General features: G+C 70.5%; 20 protein-coding genes. 12 read left to right on the top strand and 8 right to left on the bottom strand.

Annotated elements, in window-relative coordinates:
* Positions 1 to 101 precede the first annotated feature (101 nt).
* Complete coding sequence (locus ACIBF5_RS16665) at positions 102 to 1,730, top strand: cellulase family glycosylhydrolase (RefSeq protein ID WP_396812402.1); 1,629 nt, start codon at positions 102 to 104, stop codon at positions 1,728 to 1,730.
* Between the two features lie 206 nt (positions 1,731 to 1,936).
* On the opposite strand, the gene ACIBF5_RS16660 is transcribed toward ACIBF5_RS16665, so the two are convergent.
* A complete protein-coding gene (locus tag ACIBF5_RS16660; protein WP_396812400.1) occupies positions 1,937 to 2,917 on the bottom strand; it encodes an LLM class flavin-dependent oxidoreductase in 981 nt (326 codons plus the stop codon).
* A gap of 78 nt (positions 2,918 to 2,995) precedes the next feature.
* Here ACIBF5_RS16660 and ACIBF5_RS16655 point away from each other — a divergent pair, with 78 nt between their 5' ends.
* Both ACIBF5_RS16655 and ACIBF5_RS16650 read left to right on the top strand, forming a co-directional pair.
* Entirely contained in the window at positions 2,996 to 3,907 is a 912-nt protein-coding gene (locus tag ACIBF5_RS16655; RefSeq protein ID WP_396812398.1) for a ribokinase, read from the top strand.
* A 36-nt stretch (positions 3,908 to 3,943) separates the two neighbouring features.
* Positions 3,944 to 4,354 carry a YccF domain-containing protein gene (locus ACIBF5_RS16650; RefSeq protein WP_396812396.1) on the top strand — a complete coding sequence of 137 codons (411 nt, stop codon included), beginning with the start codon at positions 3,944 to 3,946 and terminating at the stop codon, positions 4,352 to 4,354.
* Here the strand turns inward: ACIBF5_RS16650 and ACIBF5_RS16645 are convergent, their stop codons facing one another.
* The gene (locus ACIBF5_RS16645) at positions 4,355 to 4,699 is read right to left on the bottom strand and encodes a hypothetical protein (protein ID WP_396812395.1); all 345 of its coding nucleotides are present in this window, start codon (positions 4,697 to 4,699) and stop codon (positions 4,355 to 4,357) included. It lies immediately after the preceding gene.
* A 240-nt stretch (positions 4,700 to 4,939) separates the two neighbouring features.
* Here ACIBF5_RS16645 and ACIBF5_RS16640 point away from each other — a divergent pair, with 240 nt between their 5' ends.
* A complete protein-coding gene (locus ACIBF5_RS16640; protein ID WP_396812393.1) occupies positions 4,940 to 6,655 on the top strand; it encodes an alpha-keto acid decarboxylase family protein in 1,716 nt (571 codons plus the stop codon).
* Positions 6,656 to 6,720: 65 nt separating this feature from the next.
* Here ACIBF5_RS16640 and ACIBF5_RS16635 read toward each other — a convergent pair whose 3' ends face one another.
* Together ACIBF5_RS16635 and ACIBF5_RS16630 are read right to left on the bottom strand one after the other, a co-directional pair.
* Positions 6,721 to 7,209, bottom strand: a complete 489-nt coding sequence (locus ACIBF5_RS16635) for a DUF6232 family protein (RefSeq protein ID WP_396812391.1) — start codon at positions 7,207 to 7,209, stop codon at positions 6,721 to 6,723.
* A gap of 80 nt (positions 7,210 to 7,289) precedes the next feature.
* Complete coding sequence (locus ACIBF5_RS16630) at positions 7,290 to 7,763, bottom strand: DUF6232 family protein (RefSeq protein ID WP_396812390.1); 474 nt, start codon at positions 7,761 to 7,763, stop codon at positions 7,290 to 7,292.
* A gap of 91 nt (positions 7,764 to 7,854) precedes the next feature.
* Between ACIBF5_RS16630 and ACIBF5_RS16625 the strand changes: the two genes are divergently transcribed.
* A complete protein-coding gene (locus ACIBF5_RS16625; RefSeq protein ID WP_396812388.1) occupies positions 7,855 to 8,628 on the top strand; it encodes an enoyl-CoA hydratase/isomerase family protein in 774 nt (257 codons plus the stop codon).
* Between the two features lie 116 nt (positions 8,629 to 8,744).
* The gene (locus tag ACIBF5_RS16620; RefSeq protein WP_396812386.1) at positions 8,745 to 10,391 is read left to right on the top strand and encodes an acetolactate synthase; all 1,647 of its coding nucleotides are present in this window, start codon (positions 8,745 to 8,747) and stop codon (positions 10,389 to 10,391) included.
* Here the strand turns inward: ACIBF5_RS16620 and ACIBF5_RS16615 are convergent.
* The 4 genes from ACIBF5_RS16615 to ACIBF5_RS16600 form a co-directional block, all read right to left on the bottom strand.
* The gene (locus tag ACIBF5_RS16615) at positions 10,374 to 11,957 is read right to left on the bottom strand and encodes a hypothetical protein (protein WP_396812384.1); all 1,584 of its coding nucleotides are present in this window, start codon (positions 11,955 to 11,957) and stop codon (positions 10,374 to 10,376) included. The genes ACIBF5_RS16620 and ACIBF5_RS16615 overlap by 18 nt on opposite strands.
* 136 nt (positions 11,958 to 12,093) lie before the next feature.
* The gene (locus ACIBF5_RS16610) at positions 12,094 to 12,510 is read right to left on the bottom strand and encodes a PLD nuclease N-terminal domain-containing protein (RefSeq protein ID WP_396812382.1); all 417 of its coding nucleotides are present in this window, start codon (positions 12,508 to 12,510) and stop codon (positions 12,094 to 12,096) included.
* A 28-nt stretch (positions 12,511 to 12,538) separates the two neighbouring features.
* On the bottom strand, positions 12,539 to 12,871 hold the full coding sequence (locus tag ACIBF5_RS16605) for a DUF202 domain-containing protein (RefSeq protein ID WP_396812380.1): 333 nt from the start codon (positions 12,869 to 12,871) through the stop codon (positions 12,539 to 12,541).
* Complete coding sequence (locus ACIBF5_RS16600) at positions 12,868 to 13,260, bottom strand: YidH family protein (RefSeq protein ID WP_396812378.1); 393 nt, start codon at positions 13,258 to 13,260, stop codon at positions 12,868 to 12,870. The genes ACIBF5_RS16605 and ACIBF5_RS16600 overlap by 4 nt, the downstream gene beginning before the upstream one ends.
* A gap of 41 nt (positions 13,261 to 13,301) precedes the next feature.
* Between ACIBF5_RS16600 and ACIBF5_RS16595 the strand changes: the two genes are divergently transcribed.
* From ACIBF5_RS16595 to mnmA, 6 genes are all read left to right on the top strand, one after another.
* Positions 13,302 to 14,153, top strand: a complete 852-nt coding sequence (locus tag ACIBF5_RS16595) for a GNAT family N-acetyltransferase (protein WP_396812375.1) — start codon at positions 13,302 to 13,304, stop codon at positions 14,151 to 14,153.
* Between the two features lie 32 nt (positions 14,154 to 14,185).
* Positions 14,186 to 14,575 carry a hypothetical protein gene (locus tag ACIBF5_RS16590; protein ID WP_396812486.1) on the top strand — a complete coding sequence of 130 codons (390 nt, stop codon included), beginning with the start codon at positions 14,186 to 14,188 and terminating at the stop codon, positions 14,573 to 14,575.
* A gap of 209 nt (positions 14,576 to 14,784) precedes the next feature.
* Positions 14,785 to 15,576, top strand: coding sequence for an electron transfer flavoprotein subunit beta/FixA family protein (locus tag ACIBF5_RS16585; protein WP_396812373.1), 792 nt, complete (start codon positions 14,785 to 14,787; stop codon positions 15,574 to 15,576).
* A gap of 26 nt (positions 15,577 to 15,602) precedes the next feature.
* Positions 15,603 to 16,562, top strand: a complete 960-nt coding sequence (locus ACIBF5_RS16580) for an electron transfer flavoprotein subunit alpha/FixB family protein (RefSeq protein WP_396812370.1) — start codon at positions 15,603 to 15,605, stop codon at positions 16,560 to 16,562.
* Between the two features lie 232 nt (positions 16,563 to 16,794).
* On the top strand, positions 16,795 to 17,973 hold the full coding sequence (locus ACIBF5_RS16575) for a cysteine desulfurase family protein (protein ID WP_396812368.1): 1,179 nt from the start codon (positions 16,795 to 16,797) through the stop codon (positions 17,971 to 17,973).
* 49 nt (positions 17,974 to 18,022) lie between these two features.
* A complete protein-coding gene (mnmA, locus tag ACIBF5_RS16570) occupies positions 18,023 to 19,096 on the top strand; it encodes a tRNA 2-thiouridine(34) synthase MnmA (protein WP_396812366.1) in 1,074 nt (357 codons plus the stop codon).
* Positions 19,097 to 19,176: the final 80 nt, after the last annotated feature.

The following is a 19,176-nucleotide window of genomic DNA, read 5'->3' as shown; positions in this document are numbered from 1 at the left end:
AATCCGGACAAGTGTCGATTTGTTGACTCAACTGTTAACTGAATTTACTGTTCCTTCATCGACGTGCGTCGAGGTATCGACCGAACCGTCAGGGGAGCAGGATGAACAGACTCCGTCGGCTGGTGACACTGGTGTCCGCCACCGCGCTGGCCGCAGCGTCCGCCGTACTGCTGGCGCCGAGCGCGTACGCGGCGACCGCCAGCTTCGCCAAGACCCAGGACTGGGGCAGCGGGTACGAGGCCCTCTTCACTGTCCGCAACGACACGAGCAGCACGATCACGAGCTGGCGGGTCGAGTTCGACCTGCCCGGCGGCTCCACCATCGGCAGCTCCTGGGATGCGGTCCGGACCAGCTCCGGTAACCACCACAGCTTCGCCAACCAGTCCTGGAACGGCACCCTCGGCGCCGGCGCGAGCACCACCTTCGGCTTCACCGTCTCCGGCACCGGCACCCCGACCAACTGCACCGTCAACGGCGGTTCGTGCTCCGGCGGTGGCGGCGGCGACACCCAGGCACCCACCACACCGGGCAACCTGCGCAGCACCTCGGTCACGTCGAACAGCGTCTCGCTGGCCTGGAACGCCTCGACCGACAACGTCGGCGTGACCGGCTACAACATCTACCGGGGCGGGACGCTCGCGACCACGGTCACCGGCACCAGCGGCACCGTCGGCGGGTTGACCGCCGCGACCGCGTACACCTTCACGGTCCGGGCGCGGGACGCGGCCGGCAACCTCTCGGCGGTCAGCAACCAGGTCAGCGCGACCACCGCACCCGGCGGCGGTGGCGGCAGCACCCCGGCGGCCATCAACGGCCAGCTCCGGGTCTGCGGCACCAAGCTCTGCAACCGGTACAACCAGCCGATCCAGTTGCGCGGCATGAGCACACACGGCATCCAGTGGTACGCCCAGTGCGTCAACAACAACTCGCTCGACGCGCTCGCCACCGACTGGCGGGCCGACGTGCTGCGGATCTCGATGTACATCCAGGAGGACGGGTACGAGACCGACCCGCGCGGCTTCACCGACCGGGTGCACGACTACATCGAGCGCGCCACTGCCCGGGGCATGTACGCCATCGTGGACTGGCACATGCTCACCCCCGGGGATCCGAACTACAACCTGAGCCGCGCCCGTACCTTCTTCACCGAGATCGCCAGCCGACACAGGGACAAGACCAACATCCTGTACGAGGTGGCGAACGAGCCGAACGGCGTCGGTTGGTCCAGCATCAAGTCGTACGCGGAGCAGATCATCCCGGTGATCCGTGCCCAGGACCCGGACGGTGTGGTGCTGGTCGGCACCCGCGCGTGGTCCTCGCTCGGCCTCTCCGACGGTGCCAGCGAGACCGAGGTGATCAACAACCCGGTCAACGCCACCAACATCATGTACACCTTCCACTTCTACGCCGCCTCGCACGGCTCGTCGTACCTGAACGCGTTGTCGCGGGCCGCCGACCGGATCCCGATGTTCGTCACCGAGTTCGGCACCCAGACCGCCTCCGGTGACGGGGCGAACAACTTCACCCAGGCGCAGGCGTACATCGATCTGATGGCGACGAAGAAGATCAGTTGGGTGAACTGGAACTTCTCCGACGACTTCCGCTCCGGAGCCGTCTTCAACACCGGCACGTGCAACGGCACCTCGTACGCCGGCACCGGGGTCCTCAAGCCCGCCGGTGTCTGGGTACGCGACCGGATCCGTACCGCCGACGACTTCCCCACCGGCTGAGCGGGGACCTTCCCGGCCTCCGCGCGATCCTGGTGCAGCACGGGATCGCGCGGAGGCTAGTCGGAGGGCGGCGCGTTGTCCCGGGGCTGTGACTCGATCCGTACGTACACGAAGAATCATGTACGTACACTGTACGTACATCGAATTCCATGTACAGCCTTGTCGAGTCACGCGCCCCGAAGGGGCTGGGTCAACAGGGGGCGGGGTCAGCGGAGCAGGGGGAGGAGTTCCGTCGCGGCGAGGGTGATCTGGGTGACGGCGAGTGGTGGATCGTTCGGGGGAACGAAGACGACCGAGTCGGCGCCCGCGTCGATCAGCCGCTTCGCCGACGCCGCGCTCTGTGTTGCCGTACCGGCAACGGTGAAGCGGTCGAGGTAGCTCTCGGGAAGCGCCCCGGCGAGGTCCTCCACCTTCGGGTGGGCGGCGACCAGGGCGGCGATCTCCTCGGCCAGGTCGTCGTCGCCGGGTGGCAGTTTCGGGCCGCCGACGAGCCGCCCGGCGATCGCCTGACGAGCCCACTCCCGCTTCTCGTCGAAGTCGAGCCAGGCGTAGAGGGTGAGCCGGTGCGGGTCGGTACGCCCGGCGTCGGCCCGGCCCGCGTCGATTCGCTCCCGCGACCAACGTACGGAAGGTGCGCTCGTGCACTCGGTCAGGATCGTGCCGTCGGAGACCTGCCCGGAGAGCCGCAGCGATCTCGGGCCGCGTACGCCGGTCGAGATCCGGGGCGCCTCGGCCGGCGGGAACGCCAGCTTCACCCCGTCCAGCTTCGCGTACTGGCCGTCGACGGTGACCGTCTCGCTGGCGAGCAGGGCGCGTACCGCGCTGACCGTCTCACCGAGCACCGCCAGCGGCGACGGATGGTCGGCGCCGACCTGGCGGACCCAGTCGGGCATGCCGTGCCCGAAGCCCGGCAGGATCCGCCCGGGGAAGACCCGTTCCAGGTTGGTCAACTCCATCGCGGCCAGGGCGGGGTTGCGGAACGCGGCGGGCAGGATGCCGATGCCGATCTTCAACGTCTCGGTGACCGAGGCGGCGATCGCGGCAGCGGAGACCGCGCCCGTGAAGAAGCAGTCCTCGACCACCCAGAGTTCGTCGTAGCCGAGCCGTTCCACCAGCCGGGCGTAGGCCGGAAGCTGTTCCGGTGGGCTGTCGCAGCGGTACATGACCCCGAATGCCGTGTCTCCCATCCTCGGCAGCCTGCCAGAAAACCGAACAGGCCGCCGCCTCTAGAATCATGGCTCGGGTCGAACCACCAGGAGGAGCCCATGAGCCGACCCCGGGTCGTTGTCGTGGGCAGCGCCAACATGGATCTGGTCGCCATGACGCCGGTGCTGCCGGCCGCCGGTCAGACCGTGCTTGGCACCGATTTTGTGATGGTTCCCGGCGGCAAGGGAGCCAACCAGGCCATCGCCGCCACCCGGGCCGGCGCCTCTGGCGTCTTCCTCGGCGCGATCGGCTCCGACTCGTTCGGCGTGACACTCAAGGCCCGGATCGCCGCCTCCGGCGTCGACACCAGTCAACTGCGCGTCGTGTACGGCGCCTCCGGTGTCGCCGTCGTCACGGTCGACGCGGCCGGCGAGAACACGGTGGTGGTCGCGCCGGGCGCTAACGCCGCGTTCACCGTCCTGACCGAGGCGGAGCTTTCCGCCGTACGCCGGGCGGACGTGCTGGTCGCCCAGTTGGAGATCCCGCTCGACACGGTCCTCGAAGCGGCCCGCGCGGCACGGGCCGCCGGCACCCGGGTGGTGCTGAACGCCGCCCCGGCCCGGGAACTCCCGACCGAACTGCTCGACCTGGTCGACCTGCTCGTGGTCAACGAGGGCGAGGCGCGGGCGGTCAGCGGCACCGGCCGGAACGAACCAGAGGCGCTGCTGCGTGCCGTACCCCGGGCGGTTCTGACCCTCGGCGCCGACGGCGCCTGGTACGGCGACCGCGACGGCACCGCCGTGCACGTCCCGGCCTTCCCGATCGACGCGGTCGACTCGACCGGTGCCGGTGACGCCTTCACCGGCGCGCTCGCGGTCGCCTGGGGCGAGGGGCGTGCACTGGTCGACGCGGTGCGCTGGGCCTGCGCGGCCGGTGCCGCCTGCGCCCGCCACGTCGGTGCCTCCGCCTCGCTGCCCCGCCGGGAGGAGATCGACTCCCTGTACGCCACCGCCGACGCCACGGGGAACTGACCCCACCGCTTGCCGACGGTGGCCACGATAGGGGACATGGTGCGGTTCATTCTCAATCTGCTCTGGCTCATCTTCGGCAGCGGCATCGTGCTCGCCATCGGGTACGGCATCGCGGCGTTGATCTGTTTCGTCCTCGTCGTCACGATCCCGTTCGGGGTCGCGTCGCTGCGGTTGGCCTACTACTCGCTCTGGCCGTTCGGTCGCACGCTCGCCCCGAAGCCCGGCGCCGGCATCGGATCGGGGCTCGCGAACGTGCTCTGGGTCGTGCTCGCCGGTTGGTGGCTGGCACTGATGCACGTGGTGGCCGGTGTCGCGCTCTGCGTGACGATCATCGGCATCCCGTTCGGGATCGCCAACTTCAAGCTGGTGCCCGCCGCGTTCTGGCCGCTCGGGCGCGAGGTGGTCGAGATCGACGACCTGCGCCGTCCGGCACCGTCGGCCGGCTGACTACTCCTCGACCACCCGACCCTCACCCCGGCGGCGCAGCATCTGCAAACCCGGGATGCCGGCGATGGCGAGCTTGAGGTCGCGGGTCACGTTGAGCTTCGATCGTCTTCTCAGCCGCGTCGACCGCCTGGTCCGTTCGGTCCAGTGTGGACTCCATGCGTTCGAGCGCGGTTTCCACGCGGTCGAGCACGACGGCGATCCGGCGTACCAGGGTTCGGTGGCGTCGAGCAGGTCGAAGGCGCGGCTCGGCAGGGCGGCCCGGGTGGTCGCGGTGCCGGCGGCCTGACCCACGGCGGTACGGGTGAGGTCGAGCAGGACCGAGGGGCGGGGGAGGGGGAGCGGCATGGCCGCAATTGTGCGTCGCGGCAGGCGCCTCCGCCCGGCGGCTGATCATCGGCAGCGGCCCGTCCGCTCCGTTGCCGGCTCGCTCCGGCCGGCAACGGTTTGCTGATTTCCGGACCCCGCAGCGGTGGAAATCAGAGAATGAGCTGACGGCGTCGGGCGGAATGTCGGTATTTTCCTCGGCCCGACCGGGAGGCGACGGCCTGGTGACGGGAGCGGCACGATGAGCGGGGCGATCCGACCATGACCACCGTGGGTGAGTTGCTGCTGAGCCGGCTCCACGACCTCGGCATACGGCACATTTTCGGCCTGCCGGGCGACTACAACATGGAGTTCCTCGACCAGATCGAGGCGTTCCCCGGCATCGAGTGGGTGGGTAGCTGTAACGAGCTGAACGCGTCGTACAGCGCCGACGGCTACGCCCGGCTGGCCGGGATCGCGGCGATCGTCACCACCTTCGGCCCCGGCGAACTCTCCGCGGTCAACGGCCTGGCCGGGGCGATGGCGGAGTCGGTGCCGATCGTGTCGATCGTCGGCGGACCACCGGTCCGGATCATGGAGAAGCACACCGCGATGCACCACTCGATCGGCGACGGTGACTTCGACCGGTGGATCCGGGTCGCCCGCGAGGTGACCGTCGCCCAGACCAGCCTGACCGTCGACAACGCCAGCACCGAGATCGACCGGGTGCTCCGCGAAGGCTGGCTCGCCCAGCGACCGGTCTACATCCGCCTGCCCGGGGACGTCGCCCAGCAGGAGGTGGCGGCTCCCCGGTCACCGCTCACCCGACCCGAGCCGGTGGTCGACCAGGAACAGCTCGACGCGTTCGTCGGCATCGCCCGGCGGTTACTCGCCAAGGCGAGCCGTCCGGCGCTGCTGGTGGGCAACCTGGCGATCCGGTTCGACCTGCACGACCTCGTGAACTCGCTGCTGGTGGACCGGAACTGGCCGGTCGCGACACAGAGCGTGGGCCGCGGCTTCATCGACGAGTCGAGCCCGCACTACGTCGGCATCTACAACGGCGGGGACAGCCTCCAACCGACCTGCGAGGCGATCCACGGAGCGGACGCCCTCGTCTGCGTCGGCACCACGTTCTTCGACTGGGACGGCCTGTTCACCGCCGACCTGGACCTGTCGCTGATCATCGGACTCAACACCACCGCCGCCACCGTCGGGGACACCGTGTTCCCGTCCGTACCCCCGGAGGCTGCGCTGCGCGCCCTGTACGAGATCGCACCGGTACGCGAGGTCCCGTGGGACGTGACCATCGTGCCGCCGCCCGCGCCCCTGGACCCGGCCAGCACCGCACCGCTCCAGCAGGCGCGACTCTGGCCGGTGGTGGGGTCGATGCTCCGCCCCGGTGACGTACTCGTGCCAGAGACCGGCACCCCGTCGTTCGGCGTGGTGGAGTTCCACCTCAAACCGCAGACGGACGTGCTGATGGCACCGCTCTGGGGCTCGATCGGGTACGCGACACCGGCCGCGTTCGGCGCGGGGATCGCGGACCCGGACCGCCGGGTCGTCCTCATCACCGGCGACGGATCACTCCAGTTGACCGTCCAGGAGATCAGCCGGATGCTCGCCACCGGCCAACGCCCGATCATCATGGTCCTGAACAACGGTGGCTACACCGTGGAACGGGCGGTCGACGGCCGGCACCAGCCGTACAACGACATCGACAACTGGCGGTACGCCGACCTGCCGTCGGTGTTCGCCCGCGACGCGTCGATCGACTCGTACGTGGTCGCCACCGAGGGAGAGCTGGCCCGGGTCTTCGCCGGCCTCTCGGGCAAACCGGAACGGCTGACGATCATCGAGGTGAAGCTCGGCCTGGTGGACATGCCGCTCGGCATGCCCAGGTGGGGCAGCGAGACGACCGCCCTCGACTACCAGATCCGGGCGGCAGCGGAACCTCCCCGGTTGCCCTGGGGCGGACTGCCGGGGCAGACCGCCACCTGACCTGGGGCGTGCCGGGCGCCCCGCTGTCGCCCTGTCCGGCGCCAGGCTGGTCCCGGTCGGCCGGTTCAACGGCCGTCGCCGCCGTGTTGCTCGACGGCGCGCTGCACGGCACGGTAGATCTGGCCGAACCGCATGGCGTCGGCGATCTGGAGCAGCATCAGCTCCTGCCCCGCACGCTGCACCCACAGTTCGTACACCCCGGAGCCCCGGTCGTAGGAACGGTCCAGCCAACTCAGTGGCAGTTCCAGGAACGGAATCAGGGCCAGCGCGCCGACGGCGCAGACTCCGAGGATGGTCGCGGCGAGCCGCCAGTCCCCGCGATCCTGCGCCGCGTACGCGAGGGAGAGCACGCAGACCATCGCGACCAGGGGCGGGATCGAGAGCAGGAAGATCAGTACGCCGCGTCCGACCAACCGGGAACGGGAGCGCGCCGAGCCGCGCCCCCGCACGTGCCAGACGTACGTCAACTCGGCGACCGGCACCCGCTGACCTCCCGCGTGCACCGAATCGGAGGTGACCCGCACCGTGTCGTCCTGGTAATAGACCGTCACCATTCCAGCAAAGCCTGCCTGTCAACAGGGCGGGTGCCCGTCGAGGCAGTTGCGCTGCTCGATCGATCAGATGGTCGGAGTCGTCAGCGGGGGCGGGGCATTCTCTGACGTTGTTCCACGGCCCGTTGCAGCGCCCGGTAGATCTGACCGAACCGGAGCGCGTCGGTGGTCTGGAGCAGGCGGACGGGTTCGCCGTGCCAACGTACCCAGATTTCCAGCCGGTGCGAGCCCCGGGTGTACGAGCGGTCCAGGAATTCGAGCAGCAGATCGGCGACCGGGCCGACCGCGAAGCCGACCAGGCACGAGGCGCCGATGATGGCGAGCGTCACGGTGATCGAGGAGTGGAAGCGGATGGCGAGGGCGATGCCGATCAGGGCGGCGACCACCGGTCCGATCAGTCCGATCCCGAGCGCGCCCCGGTTGGCCAGTACGCGCCACGAGCGGGTGCCCCGTTGGTGCCAGATCTCGGCCAACTCCATCAACGGGTAGGCCCGGTCGGCGACCCGGATCGCCTCGGAGGTGACCCGTACGGATCGGTCGTCGTAATAGGTGATCATTCTTCACGTCCTGGTCACGGTGGCACCAGACAACATACCCAACGAGCAGCGCCGTAGGGTGGGTACGCGAACTTCGATGTGGAGGTGGAGTGTGGGCGACTTCGTCCGGCTGGAGATCGGCGACGGTATCGGCACCATTCGGCTGGAACGGCCGCCGATGAACGCGTTGAACACCCAGGTGCAGGAGGAGTTGCGGGCCGCCGCCTCTGCCGCCACGACGGACTCCGACGTCCGTGCGGTCATAGTCTACGGCGGCGAGAAGGTCTTTGCCGCCGGCGCGGACATCAAAGAGATGGCCGACATGTCGTACGTCGACATGGCGGCGCGAGCGGTCGAACTCTCCGCCGCCCTCGGTGGCCTCGCCCGGATTCCCAAGCCGGTGGTCGCCGCGATCACCGGGTACGCCCTCGGCGGCGGTTGTGAACTGGCGCTCGCCTGTGACTGGCGGGTCGCCGCCGAGGACGCGAAGCTCGGTCAGCCGGAGATCAAGCTCGGCATCATCCCGGGTGCGGGTGGCACCCAGCGGCTGGCCCGGCTGGTCGGACCGGCACGGGCCAAGGATCTGATCATGTCGGGTCGGATGGTCGACGCGCAGGAGGCGCTGCGGATCGGGCTCGTCGACCGGGTGGTCCCGGCTGACCAGGTGTACGCCGAGGCGGTCGCCATGGTGCGGCCGTACCTCTCCGGTCCGGCGCAGGCGTTGCGGGCGGCGAAGCTGGCGGTCGACGGTGGCCTGGAGATGGACCTGAACTCCGGCCTGGCCTGGGAGAGTCAGCTCTTCGCGGCGCTCTTCGCCACCGACGACCGTCGGGAGGGGATGGCCGCTTTCGTGGCGAAGCGTAAACCGGACTTCACCGGGCGCTGACACCGAGGTTGGGTGGAACGGTGCTGTCGGCACCTCTCGGAAATAGGCGAGTCTCTTTCATCTTTTCCGTGTGGGCCGATAACCTGGGCACCCACCACGAGGCAGAGGGAGTGGCGATGACGGAGCGGATCGAAGGTCACGGCGGCGACTTGGCGGTGGCGGCGCTGCGGGCGTACGGCATCACCGAGATGTTCACCCTCTCCGGTGGCCATGTCTTTCCGCTCTACGACGCCGCCCACCGCAGCGAGGCCGACTCCGCCGGTCGGCCCTCGATGCGCATCGTCGACGTACGACACGAACAGTCGGCGGTCTTCGCCGCCGAGGCGGTGGCGAAACTGCGGCGGCGCCCCGGGCTCGCCGTACTCACCGCCGGGCCGGGCGTCACCAACGGCATCTCCGGACTGACCAGCGCCCACTTCAACGGCTCCCCGATCCTGGTGATCGGCGGCAGGGCACCCGCGTTCCGTTGGGGATCGGGCAGCCTCCAGGAGATCGACCACCTGCCCCTGGTCGCCCCGGTGACCAAGTACGCCGCCACGGTGACCAGCACCGACGAGATCCCCTCGGCGATCGAGACCGCGCTGACCGCCGCGCTCAGCCCGCACCGCGGACCGGCCTTCCTCGACCTGCCGCTGGAGGTGGTCTTCTCCTCCGGAGAGGCGACCACACCGGACGCCGCCCCGATCGCCCCGCTCGAACCCGACCCGGACGAGGTGACCCGGGCCGCCCGGCTGCTCGCCGGAGCCCAGCGGCCGGTGATCATCGCGGGTTCCGACGTCTACGCCGGTGACGCCACCGCCGCGCTGCGCGAGGCCGCGGAGGCGCTCCAGGTGCCGGTCTTCACCAACGGCATGGGGCGAGGCTCGCTCCCGCCCGAGCACCCGCTCGCCTTCGCCAAGGCCCGGCGTACGGCACTCAACAGCGCGGACGTGGTCGCGGTGGTCGGCACTCCGCTCGACTTCCGGCTGGGTTTCGGCGACTTCGGCGACGCCCAGGTGGTGCACATCGTGGACGCTCCCACCCAGCGGCCCACCCACATCCAGCCCGCCGCCAACCCCGTCGGCGACCTGCGTCTGATCCTCTCCCAACTCGCCGACCACCAGGGCGACCGGGAAGACCATGCCGGCTGGGTCGCCGACCTGCGTTCGGTCGAGAACGCGTCACGCAAGCGCGACGCGGACGAGATGGCGGCCGAGTCCGACCCGATCCGCCCGGCCAGGATCTACGGCGAGCTGCGCAGGGTCCTCGACCCGGACGCGGTGACCATCGGCGACGGTGGCGACTTCGTCTCGTACGCCGGTCGTTACCTGGAGCCGTCGATCCCCGGTACCTGGCTCGACCCGGGCCCGTACGGTTGCCTCGGCACCGGCATGGGTTACGCGATGGGGGCGAGGGTCACCTACCCGGACCGTCAGGTCTGCGTGCTGATGGGCGACGGGGCGGCCGGTTTCTCGCTGATGGACGTCGAGTCGCTCGCCCGGCAGAAGCTGCCGGTGGTGATCGTGGTCGGCAACAACGGCATCTGGGGTCTGGAGAAGCACCCGATGAACGCCATGTACGGCTACGACGTCGCCGCCGACCTCCAGCCCGAACTCCGCTACGACGACGTGGTGACCGCGCTCGGTGGTGCGGGCGAAACCGTGGCCAAGGCAGGTGACCTGCGTCCGGCGCTCAAGCGGGCCTTCGACTCGGGGGTGCCGTACCTGGTCAACGTGCTGACCGACCCGGCGGACGCGTACCCGCGTTCATCCAACCTGGCCTGATCCCGTCGACGCCGGGCTGCCCGATTCGGTCGGGTGGTCCGGCGTCGTGCTCTCCACTGTGGCGGTCTCCGCCGGAGCCGGGGTGGCCGCCGCAGTCGTGGTGGCCGGAGGGCGGGCGGTCAGCAGCAGCGGCAACAGAACGACACCCAGCACGTACGGGACGAACATGTAGCGCGCCCCCTGCATGTTGTTGATCGCCAGCACCGAGAGCTGGTTGCCGGCGGAGAGTCCGGCCAGGGCGAGCACGGTCCGGTCCCGGCGGCGCCAGGCCACCAGACCGACGACCAGGTACGCGAGGTACGCCCAGCTCGCTCCCCGCCACCAGAGCCACTCCGGGGTGACCGTACGGGCGTTGAGCTGGACCGCGAGGTCGCCAATGCGCTGGCTCAGTGGCGCGGAGTACGCCGCGCGCCGGGCCGGGCTGGCACGGAACAGCGGGTCGCGTTGGACGTAGGTGCGCACCGACCACGGGTTCGGGTTGCGGGCGACGTTTCCGGTCGACGCCGGCTGCCAGGCGATCGAGCTGCGGCAGAACCGGGCCCCGAGCACCGTTCCGGGCGACCGCTGTGCGAGCCGTACCCAGATCGACACCAACTCCGACTTGTGCGCGGCGGTGGCCGTGCGGTTGAAGTCGGGGTGCCAGACGGTCGGGTCGACCGAGTAGCAGTCGGCCGACGAGCGCCAGTGTGACAGCGGGGCGACCTGCGCCATCACCGCCGTGTCGGTGACGGAGAAAGCGGCCGGGTCGTCGGCGTAGCCGACCGCGATGTCACCGAAGAGGGTTTCCCACGCGACCAGCGAGCCGGTGTTGCGTACGCCGAGCACCGGCAGCAGCAGCCAGTTGGTCAGTAGCGCGATGGTGACGGCGGTGACCGCGGCGACGATCATCCGCAGGGCCATCCCCCGGAGCACCAGCACGCAGATCACGATGAGGACCGCGGTCACGATGAACCCGTTCTGCCGGAACAGGCAGAGCAGGGTCAATTCCGCCATCAGGGCCACGAACAGGCTCCGTGGCAGCCTCGGCCGATCCGGCCCGGGGGTCCGGCGCCGCAACACGACCAGGCGCGCGACCGTACCGAGCAGGAAGACGTGACAGATGACGAACGGGACGTCCTTCCAGACCGCCAGCGTGAACGAGCCGACCGGCGGAAGGGCGACCAGGATGGCGGCGGCGGCCGTCCAGAGCCAGGCGGGGCCGCCGAGCCGGCGCAGCCCGGTCACCGCGTAGGCCAGACCGGCGGCGAGTGCCACCGTCTGGAGCAGAGTGAGCGCGCCGACTCCGTTGGTGAGCTGGAGCGACAGCCACACCAGGGCGGTGTACGTCACCGGGTGGTGGGTGTTCCAGTTCCCGGTCGTCGACTGCCACATGTAGTTGAGCGAGTCGGGGCTGAACAGGCCGGGGTAGAAGGCGACCCACCAGAAGAGCAGCACGAGTTGGGTGACGGCGTACGTGACCAGCGCCAGCACCGGGAGCCGGGCCGGGCGGGTGAACCTCCGCCAGCCGCTGACGGACGGTTCGGCGGGGGAGCCGGGGCCGGTCTCGACCGGTGCGTCGTCGTCCATCTCCGCCGTCTCTCGAGGGTTCCGCGCGGGCATGCGGGCCCGGTCCGGCGGGGCGCCGGGCGTGGGCCAGCCGTCATGGTACGGGCGGCGGCCCGCGCGCCGGAATCGGAGCGGTCGATCCGGAACCGTCGTGCGGTTACACCTCGGGTCGCTTCTCTTCCACCGGCGGATCGTCGGTCTCCCGGCGGCGGATCTCGCCCTCCCGGCGGCGCAGATCCTCCTCCCAGCGTTCGAAGAGTTCCCGGTCCTTCTTCGCCTGTTCGGCGGCGAGCGAGTTGAGGAATTCGGGGTTGTCGTCCGGTGCGACCGGCCGGCCTCGGTCCGCTCCGCGTATCGGGCCCGCTCCGGGTGCACCGGTGGTGGTGGCGCCGGCCGGGCGGCCGACGAAGAACCAGGCGATCGAACCGAGCAGTGGGAAGAAGAGGATGAGCAGCACCCAGGCGAATCGGGGCAGGGCGCGGATGTCGCTCGCGTCCGCGGAGAGACAGCTGATCAATGCGCATGCGGCGAGGATGATCTGCGCGACAAAGACGAACATCATCAGGCGGGCCATGTGGCAATGATGACCCACCGGAGTCGGCTCAACCTAACGTTCCGAGCACCAACAGCACGCCGAGTCCGGCGTATCCCACGGCGACCAGTGCCAGCACCGGCATGGTCCGTCCACCGGCGACCCGCGAACCGGCCCGGCTCGCGCGACGGATGACGGTGGCGCCGACGGCGAGCAGCCCGACCGCCACCGCGCCGCCGAGGACCAGCGGCATCAGGGCGTCGTACGACAGCGCCAACCGTACGGCGAGGATCGCGACGGTGGCGATCGCGAGTCCCGTACGCCGTCGGGCCAGCCGGGTCCGTTCGGGTTGCAGGCCCGGGTCGGGGGTGCTGCCGGTGTCCCTGCCCGGGCCGGGGTTCACCCGTTGCCGCCGAGCCGGAGCAGTGTCGCCGCGATCAGCACCAGCGCACCGACGGCGACCACCAGGGCGAGCAGGGCGGGGAAGCGGGACGGGGGCAGTTCGGTGCCGAGCCGGATGGCGCGTTCGGTGCGTACCCACCGGTCGACGGCGTGCAGTGCGACCGCGCCGCCGAGTAGGAGCAGGGTGACCGCGATCGCCTCGCGCAGGTGGGTCAGGGGCAGCGGGGGCAGGAACTGGGCGATGGCCAGTCCACCGGCGATCAGCGCCAGCCCGGTCCGGAGCCAGGCGAGGAAGGTGCGCTCGTTGGCGAGGGAGAACCGGTAGTCCGGACGGGTGCCGACCTCCTGCAACCGGTCCGGGTTCCACCATTGCCTGATTCTTTCGCGCACGACCCGAATTATCCGGTCGACGTCGCCCGTAGCCTGGGTGGGTGACTGATCTGGATGTTTCGACACTGCGGAGCGCGTACGACGCCCAGCTTCGGGACCGTGCGCCGGACCCGGTGCCGGACGGGGTGACGGTGGAGCGGGACGGTCCGCTGGTGCGGATCATCGGGCTCGACCACGGCGGGTTCGTCGGTTACCGGAGCCTCGGCGGCGTGACCGGCGCGGCGTTGGACGAGTTGATCGCCCGGCAGCGGGACATCTTCGCCGCCCGGGGTGAGCAGGTGGAGTGGAAGCTGCACGGTCATGACGAGCCGGCCGACCTGTCGGACCGGTTGCGGGCGGCCGGGTTCGTCCCGGAGGAGGAGGAGACCGTCCTGGTCGGGCCGGTCGCGGCCCTGGCGGCGACGCTGCCGGTGCCACCGCCGGGCGTACGGCTGCGTGAGGTGACCGCCCGCGCGGACCTGGACCGGATCGCGGAGCTGGAGTCGATCGTCTGGGACTCGCCCCGGGGCTGGCTGGCCGACGGGCTGGAGCGGGAGCTGGCGGCGGATCCGGGGGTGTCGCACGCCGGTGCCGGTGCGGCGGGCTCGGAGGTCTGGCCGCAGGCGCTGACCGTGCTGGTGGCCGAGGAGGTCGAGTCCGGCCAGGTGGTGAGCGCCGGTTGGGTGCGGTACGTCGCCGGCACCGGCTTCGCCACCCTCTGGGGCGGTTCGACGCTGCCGCAGTGGCGGGGGCGGGGCATCTACCGTTCGTTGGTCACCCACCGGGCCCGGCTCGCCGACGCCCGGGGTTTCACCCTGTTGCAGGTCGACGCGTCGCCTGCGAGTCGGCCGATCCTGGAGCGACTCGGGTTTGTCGCGGTCACCACGACCACTCCCTACGTCTACACTCCTTAACCGTGTCTGAGCCGCTCACCGATGAGGAGAGGATGACCCTCAAGAGCGCGGCGTTCGGCGCGGTCTTCCTGGTCTCGAACGCCGAACCCGGTGTCCTTTCCATGGTCAGGGAGAGCTTCGCCGCCTCCAACGCGATCGCCGGTAGCACCGGCCTGGTGCGGGAGGTGCTGACCACCGGTGGCCTGCCCCGGTTGTCGGGCGACTCGCCGGGTGAGTTGCGGCCGGCGGAGGTGGAGGCGGTGGCGTTGCCGGCGCTGCGGCGGGCGGTGCAGATCCTGTCGGCCAAGGCGCCGGGGGAGTTGGAGCACTATCGGCACACGGTGCTCCGCGCCGGGGACGAGGTGGCTCGCGCCTCGGACGGGGTGAGCGAGGCTGAGGCGGCGATGCTCGACAAGATCCGGGACGCGTTGAGCACCTCCTGACGTGGCGGCGGTCGATCCGTTCCGACTCCGGCCGCCCGGTGAGTTGCGTCACTCTGAGTGCCCGGGAAAGCGAAGCTACTGATAGGTAACATAGCCGGGTGGGCAACCCCACAGCGTGCCGCGGTTGACCGATCGTTAAGGGACGCGGGACGCTGCGCCACGGAACCGGGCGATGCCGGCAACACCAACAGGAGGGTCGTCGAAGCGCGATGAACATCGTCGTACTCGTCAAGCAGGTGCCCGACTCGGGCGCGGACCGTAACCTGCGCAGTGACGACAACACCACCGACCGGGGGTCGGCAAACAACGTCATCAACGAGATGGACGAGTACGCCATCGAAGAGGCGTTGCGGATCAAGGAAGCGCACGGTGGCGAGGTCACCGTACTGACCATGGGTCCGGACCGGGCCACCGAGTCGATCCGCAAGGCACTGTCGATGGGGCCGGACAAGGCCGTACACGTGCTCGACGACGCGCTGCACGGCTCCTGCGCCGTCACCACCTCCCGGGTCCTCGCGACCGCCCTCGGCACGCTCGACGCGGACCTGGTGATCTGCGGCGCGGAGTCGACCGACGGCCGGGTCCAGGTGCTGCCGCACATGCTCGCCGAGCGGCTCGGCATCGCCGCGCTGACCGGCGCCCGCACGCTCACCGTCGAGCCCGGGGCCGACGGCACCGTGCTCACCGCCGAGCGGCAGACCGAGGAGGGGTACGAGGTGCTCAGCGCCACCACCCCGGCGATCGTCTCGGTCTGGGACACCATCAACGAGCCCCGTTACCCCTCCTTCAAGGGGATCATGGCGGCCAAGAAGAAGCCCGTGCAGACCCTCTCGCTGGCCGACCTCGGGGTGCCCGCGGCCGAGGTGGGCAGCGCCGGTGCGACCAGCGTGGTGGTCGAGCACAGCAAGCGCCCGCCGCGCTCCGGTGGCGCGAAGGTCACCGACGAGGGCTCCGGCGGCGTCGCGCTGGTCGAGTACCTCGCCACCGAGAAGTTCGTCTGAGCAGGTTCGAGAGAGAAGAGACGGTCATGGCTGAAGTGCTTGTCGTGGTCGAGGCCACCCAGACGTTCGGTGTCAAGAAGGTCACCCTCGAACTGCTCACCGTTGCCCGGGAACTGGGCACCCCCGCAGCCGTCGTGCTCGGTGGCCCCGGTGCCGCCGACGCGCTGCGCGAGAAGCTGGGCGAGTACGGCGCGGCCAAGATCTACGCCGCCGAGAGCGACGAGGTCGACGGTCACCTGGTGGCGCCGAAGGCCACCGTCCTGGCCGATCTGGTCCGCCGGGTGCAGCCGGCCGCCGTCCTGCTCCCCTCCACCCAGGAGGGGAAGGAGATCGCCGGACGGCTGGCGGTCAAGCTGGACAACGGCATCCTCACCGACGTGGTCGAACTGGCCGCCGACGGCACCGCGACCCAGGTCGCCTTCGCCGGCTCCACCATCGTGAAGTCGAAGGTGACCCGCGGTCTGCCGCTGGTCACCCTGCGGCCGAACTCGGTCACCCCCAGCCCGGCCCCGGCCACCCCCGAGGTGGAGCGGGTCGAGGTCCAGCTCGGCGCGGCCGACAAGCTGACCAGGGTGGTGCGGCGGGTGGCCGAACAGAAGGGCTCCCGCCCGGAGCTGACCGAGGCGTCGGTCGTCGTCTCCGGCGGTCGCGGCGTCGGCAACGCCGACAACTTCAAGCTGGTCGAGGAGCTGGCCGACCTGCTCGGCGGCGCGGTCGGCGCGTCCCGCGCGGCGGTCGACTCCGGCTTCTACCCGCACCAGTTCCAGGTCGGACAGACCGGCAAGACGGTCTCGCCGCAGCTCTACGTGGCGCTCGGCATCTCCGGGGCCATCCAGCACCGGGCCGGTATGCAGACCTCGAAGACCATCGTCGCGGTGAACAAGGACGGCGAGGCGCCGATCTTCGAGCTGGCCGACTTCGGGGTGGTCGGAGACCTGCTCAAGGTGGTCCCGCAGGCCGCCGAGGAGATCCGCAAGCGCAAGTAGTCACGCCGTTGCACCGCTACCGGTAAGGAGCGGTACGTGAAACGCCAGGGTGGCCGTCCGGATGCGGGCGGCCACTTTTGGCGTACTGCCCAGCCGGCGGGACCGATGGGATATCCGACGCCCCGCCCTAACTAGTTGCGAACCGGGCGAGCGGTGATTCTTTCCCACCGCGACCGGGATTACCAGGCCGCCAGTCGGTGCACCCCTTACGGCTGCGGATAGGCTTGTCGCGATGACTTACCTGGATCACGCTGCGACCACCCCGATGCTTGAGGCGGCACTGGAGGCGTACGTCGCCACCGCCCGCGAGGTCGGCAACGCCTCGTCGCTGCACGCCGCCGGTCGGTCGGCCCGGCGTCACGTCGAGGAGGCCCGGGAACGGGTCGCGGGTGTGCTCGGTGCCCGCCCCTCCGAGGTGATCTTCACCGGCGGCGGTACGGAAAGCGACAACCTCGCCCTCAAGGGCATCTACTGGGCCCGTCGCGACGCGGATCCGGCTCGCAACCGGGTGGTGGTCAGCGCGGTCGAGCACCACGCCGTACTCGACCCGGTGTACTGGCTGGAGCAGCACGAGTCGGCCGTGGCCGGGCTGCTGCCGGTCGCCGCCACCGGTCGGGTCGACCCGGGCACGCTCGCCGCCGAACTCGACGCGTACGGCGAGCAGACCGCCCTGGTCAGCGTGATGTGGGCGAACAACGAGGTCGGTACGGTGCAGCCGATCGCCGAACTGGCGAAGCTCGCCACCGAACGGGGCATCCCGCTGCACACCGACGCGGTCCAGGCGGTCGGCCAGGTGCCGGTCGACTTCGCCGCCAGCGGCGTCTCCGCGCTCACCCTCACCGGACACAAGATTGGCGGCCCGGCCGGCGTCGGCGCGCTCCTGCTCGGCCGGGACGTACCCTGCGCGCCGCTGCTGCACGGCGGTGGCCAGGAACGGGACGTCCGCTCCGGCACCCTCGACGTGGCCGGCATCGTCGCCTTCGCGGTGGCGGTCGAGGTCGCTGTCGGCGGCCAGCGCGAGTACGCCGCCCGCGTCGCCGCGCTCCGCGACGACCTGGCCGAGCGCCTGGTCGAGGTGGTGCCGGGCGTGGTGTGCAACGGCGACCTGGTGGACCGGCTCCCCGGCAACGCCCACTTCTCCTTCCCCGGCTGCGAGGGCGACGCGCTGCTGATGCTGCTCGACGCCCAGGGCATCGCCTGCTCGACCGGCTCGGCCTGTTCCGCCGGAGTGGCCCAGCCCTCACACGTGCTGCTCGCCATGGGGGCGGATCACGACCGGGCCCGTTCGTCGCTGCGCCTGTCGCTCGGGCACACCTCCACCCGGCGAGACGTCGACGCGCTGATCGAGGCGCTGCCCGCCGCGGTCGAGCGGGCGCGTCGGGCTGGCGCGACCAGGTCCGCCCGGCGCTGACCGTGCCGGCGGCAGAGCTACCCTCGACAGGGTTGAAGGGGGTTTCCCGGTGAGGGTACTGGCAGCAATGTCCGGCGGGGTCGACTCGGCGGTCGCCGCCGCACGGGCGGTGGAGGCGGGACACGATGTGACCGGGGTGCACCTGGCACTGTCGCGCAACCCGCAGACGTACCGGACCGGGGCGCGCGGCTGTTGCACCCTGGAGGACTCGCGGGACGCCCGACGGGCCGCCGACGTGATCGGCATCCCGTTCTACGTCTGGGACATGGCCGACCGCTTCCACGAGGACGTGGTGGACGACTTCGTGGCCGAGTACGCCGCCGGTCGTACCCCGAATCCCTGCCTCCGCTGCAACGAGAAGATCAAGTTTGCCGCGGTGCTGGACCGCGCGATCGCCCTCGGGTTCGACGCCGTGGTCACCGGCCACCACGCCCGGCGCGGTGACGACGGACTGCTGCGGCGCAGCGTCGACCTGGCCAAGGACCAGTCGTACGTGCTCGCCGTGCTCACCCGTGAGCAGCTCGACCGGTCGGTCTTCCCACTCGGCGACTCGACCAAGGCGCAGGTCCGGGTCGAGGCGGCCGAACGCGGGCTCTCGGTCGCCGACAAGCCCGACTCGCACGACATCTGCTTCATCGCCGACGGTGACACCCGCAAGTTCCTCGCCGACCGGCTCGGCGAGGCCCCCGGCGACATCGTCGACTCCCGCACCGGCGAGGTGGTCGGCGCCCACGCCGGTGCGTACGCCTACACGGTCGGCCAGCGCAAGGGGCTCTCCCTGGGCGTGCCCGCGCCCGACGGCAAGCCCCGGTACGTGCTCTCCATCACCCCGACCACCAACACCGTGACGGTCGGACCGGTCGAGGCGCTGGAGGCCAGCACGGTCGCCGCCCGACGTCCGGTGTGGACCGGCGGTGCCCTGCCGACCGACGCCACCGAGTGCCAGGTCCAGCTCCGCGCCCACGGCGAGGTGGTGCCCGCCACCATCCAGGTCAGCGGCGACACCCTGCACGCCGAACTGCACCGCCCGGTACGCGGCGTCGCGGCGGGTCAGGCGATCGTGGCGTACCGGCCGGACCCGGCCGGGGACGTGGTGCTCGGCTCCGCCACCATCACCGGCTGACCGGTCTGCTCGGCGTTGCCGGTCTGCTCGGCGTTGCCGGTCTGTTCGGCGTTGCCGGTCTGCTCGGCGTTGCCGGCGCG

The sequence above is a fragment of the Micromonospora sp. NPDC050417 genome, from assembly GCF_044458865.1.
Taxonomy (GTDB): Bacteria; Actinomycetota; Actinomycetes; order Mycobacteriales; family Micromonosporaceae; genus Micromonospora_G.
Note: the sequence above shows the minus strand (reverse complement) of the source record. Positions and strands in the feature narration are given on the sequence as shown.

Excerpts from the sequence above, each read along its gene's own strand:
- ACIBF5_RS16665 (WP_396812402.1), top strand. The coding sequence starts at position 102 with ATGAACAGACTCCGTCGGCTGGTGACACTGGTGTCCGCCACCGCGCTG.
- ACIBF5_RS16660 (WP_396812400.1), bottom strand. The coding sequence starts at position 2,917 with ATGGGAGACACGGCATTCGGGGTCATGTACCGCTGCGACAGCCCACCG.
- ACIBF5_RS16655 (WP_396812398.1), top strand. The coding sequence starts at position 2,996 with ATGAGCCGACCCCGGGTCGTTGTCGTGGGCAGCGCCAACATGGATCTG.
- ACIBF5_RS16650 (WP_396812396.1), top strand. The coding sequence starts at position 3,944 with ATGGTGCGGTTCATTCTCAATCTGCTCTGGCTCATCTTCGGCAGCGGC.
- ACIBF5_RS16645 (WP_396812395.1), bottom strand. The coding sequence starts at position 4,699 with ATGCCGCTCCCCCTCCCCCGCCCCTCGGTCCTGCTCGACCTCACCCGT.
- ACIBF5_RS16640 (WP_396812393.1), top strand. The coding sequence starts at position 4,940 with ATGACCACCGTGGGTGAGTTGCTGCTGAGCCGGCTCCACGACCTCGGC.
- ACIBF5_RS16635 (WP_396812391.1), bottom strand. The coding sequence starts at position 7,209 with ATGGTGACGGTCTATTACCAGGACGACACGGTGCGGGTCACCTCCGAT.
- ACIBF5_RS16630 (WP_396812390.1), bottom strand. The coding sequence starts at position 7,763 with ATGATCACCTATTACGACGACCGATCCGTACGGGTCACCTCCGAGGCG.
- ACIBF5_RS16620 (WP_396812386.1), top strand. The coding sequence starts at position 8,745 with ATGACGGAGCGGATCGAAGGTCACGGCGGCGACTTGGCGGTGGCGGCG.
- ACIBF5_RS16615 (WP_396812384.1), bottom strand. The coding sequence starts at position 11,957 with ATGGACGACGACGCACCGGTCGAGACCGGCCCCGGCTCCCCCGCCGAA.
- ACIBF5_RS16610 (WP_396812382.1), bottom strand. The coding sequence starts at position 12,510 with ATGGCCCGCCTGATGATGTTCGTCTTTGTCGCGCAGATCATCCTCGCC.
- ACIBF5_RS16590 (WP_396812486.1), top strand. The coding sequence starts at position 14,186 with ATGACCCTCAAGAGCGCGGCGTTCGGCGCGGTCTTCCTGGTCTCGAAC.
- ACIBF5_RS16585 (WP_396812373.1), top strand. The coding sequence starts at position 14,785 with ATGAACATCGTCGTACTCGTCAAGCAGGTGCCCGACTCGGGCGCGGAC.
- ACIBF5_RS16580 (WP_396812370.1), top strand. The coding sequence starts at position 15,603 with ATGGCTGAAGTGCTTGTCGTGGTCGAGGCCACCCAGACGTTCGGTGTC.
- ACIBF5_RS16575 (WP_396812368.1), top strand. The coding sequence starts at position 16,795 with ATGACTTACCTGGATCACGCTGCGACCACCCCGATGCTTGAGGCGGCA.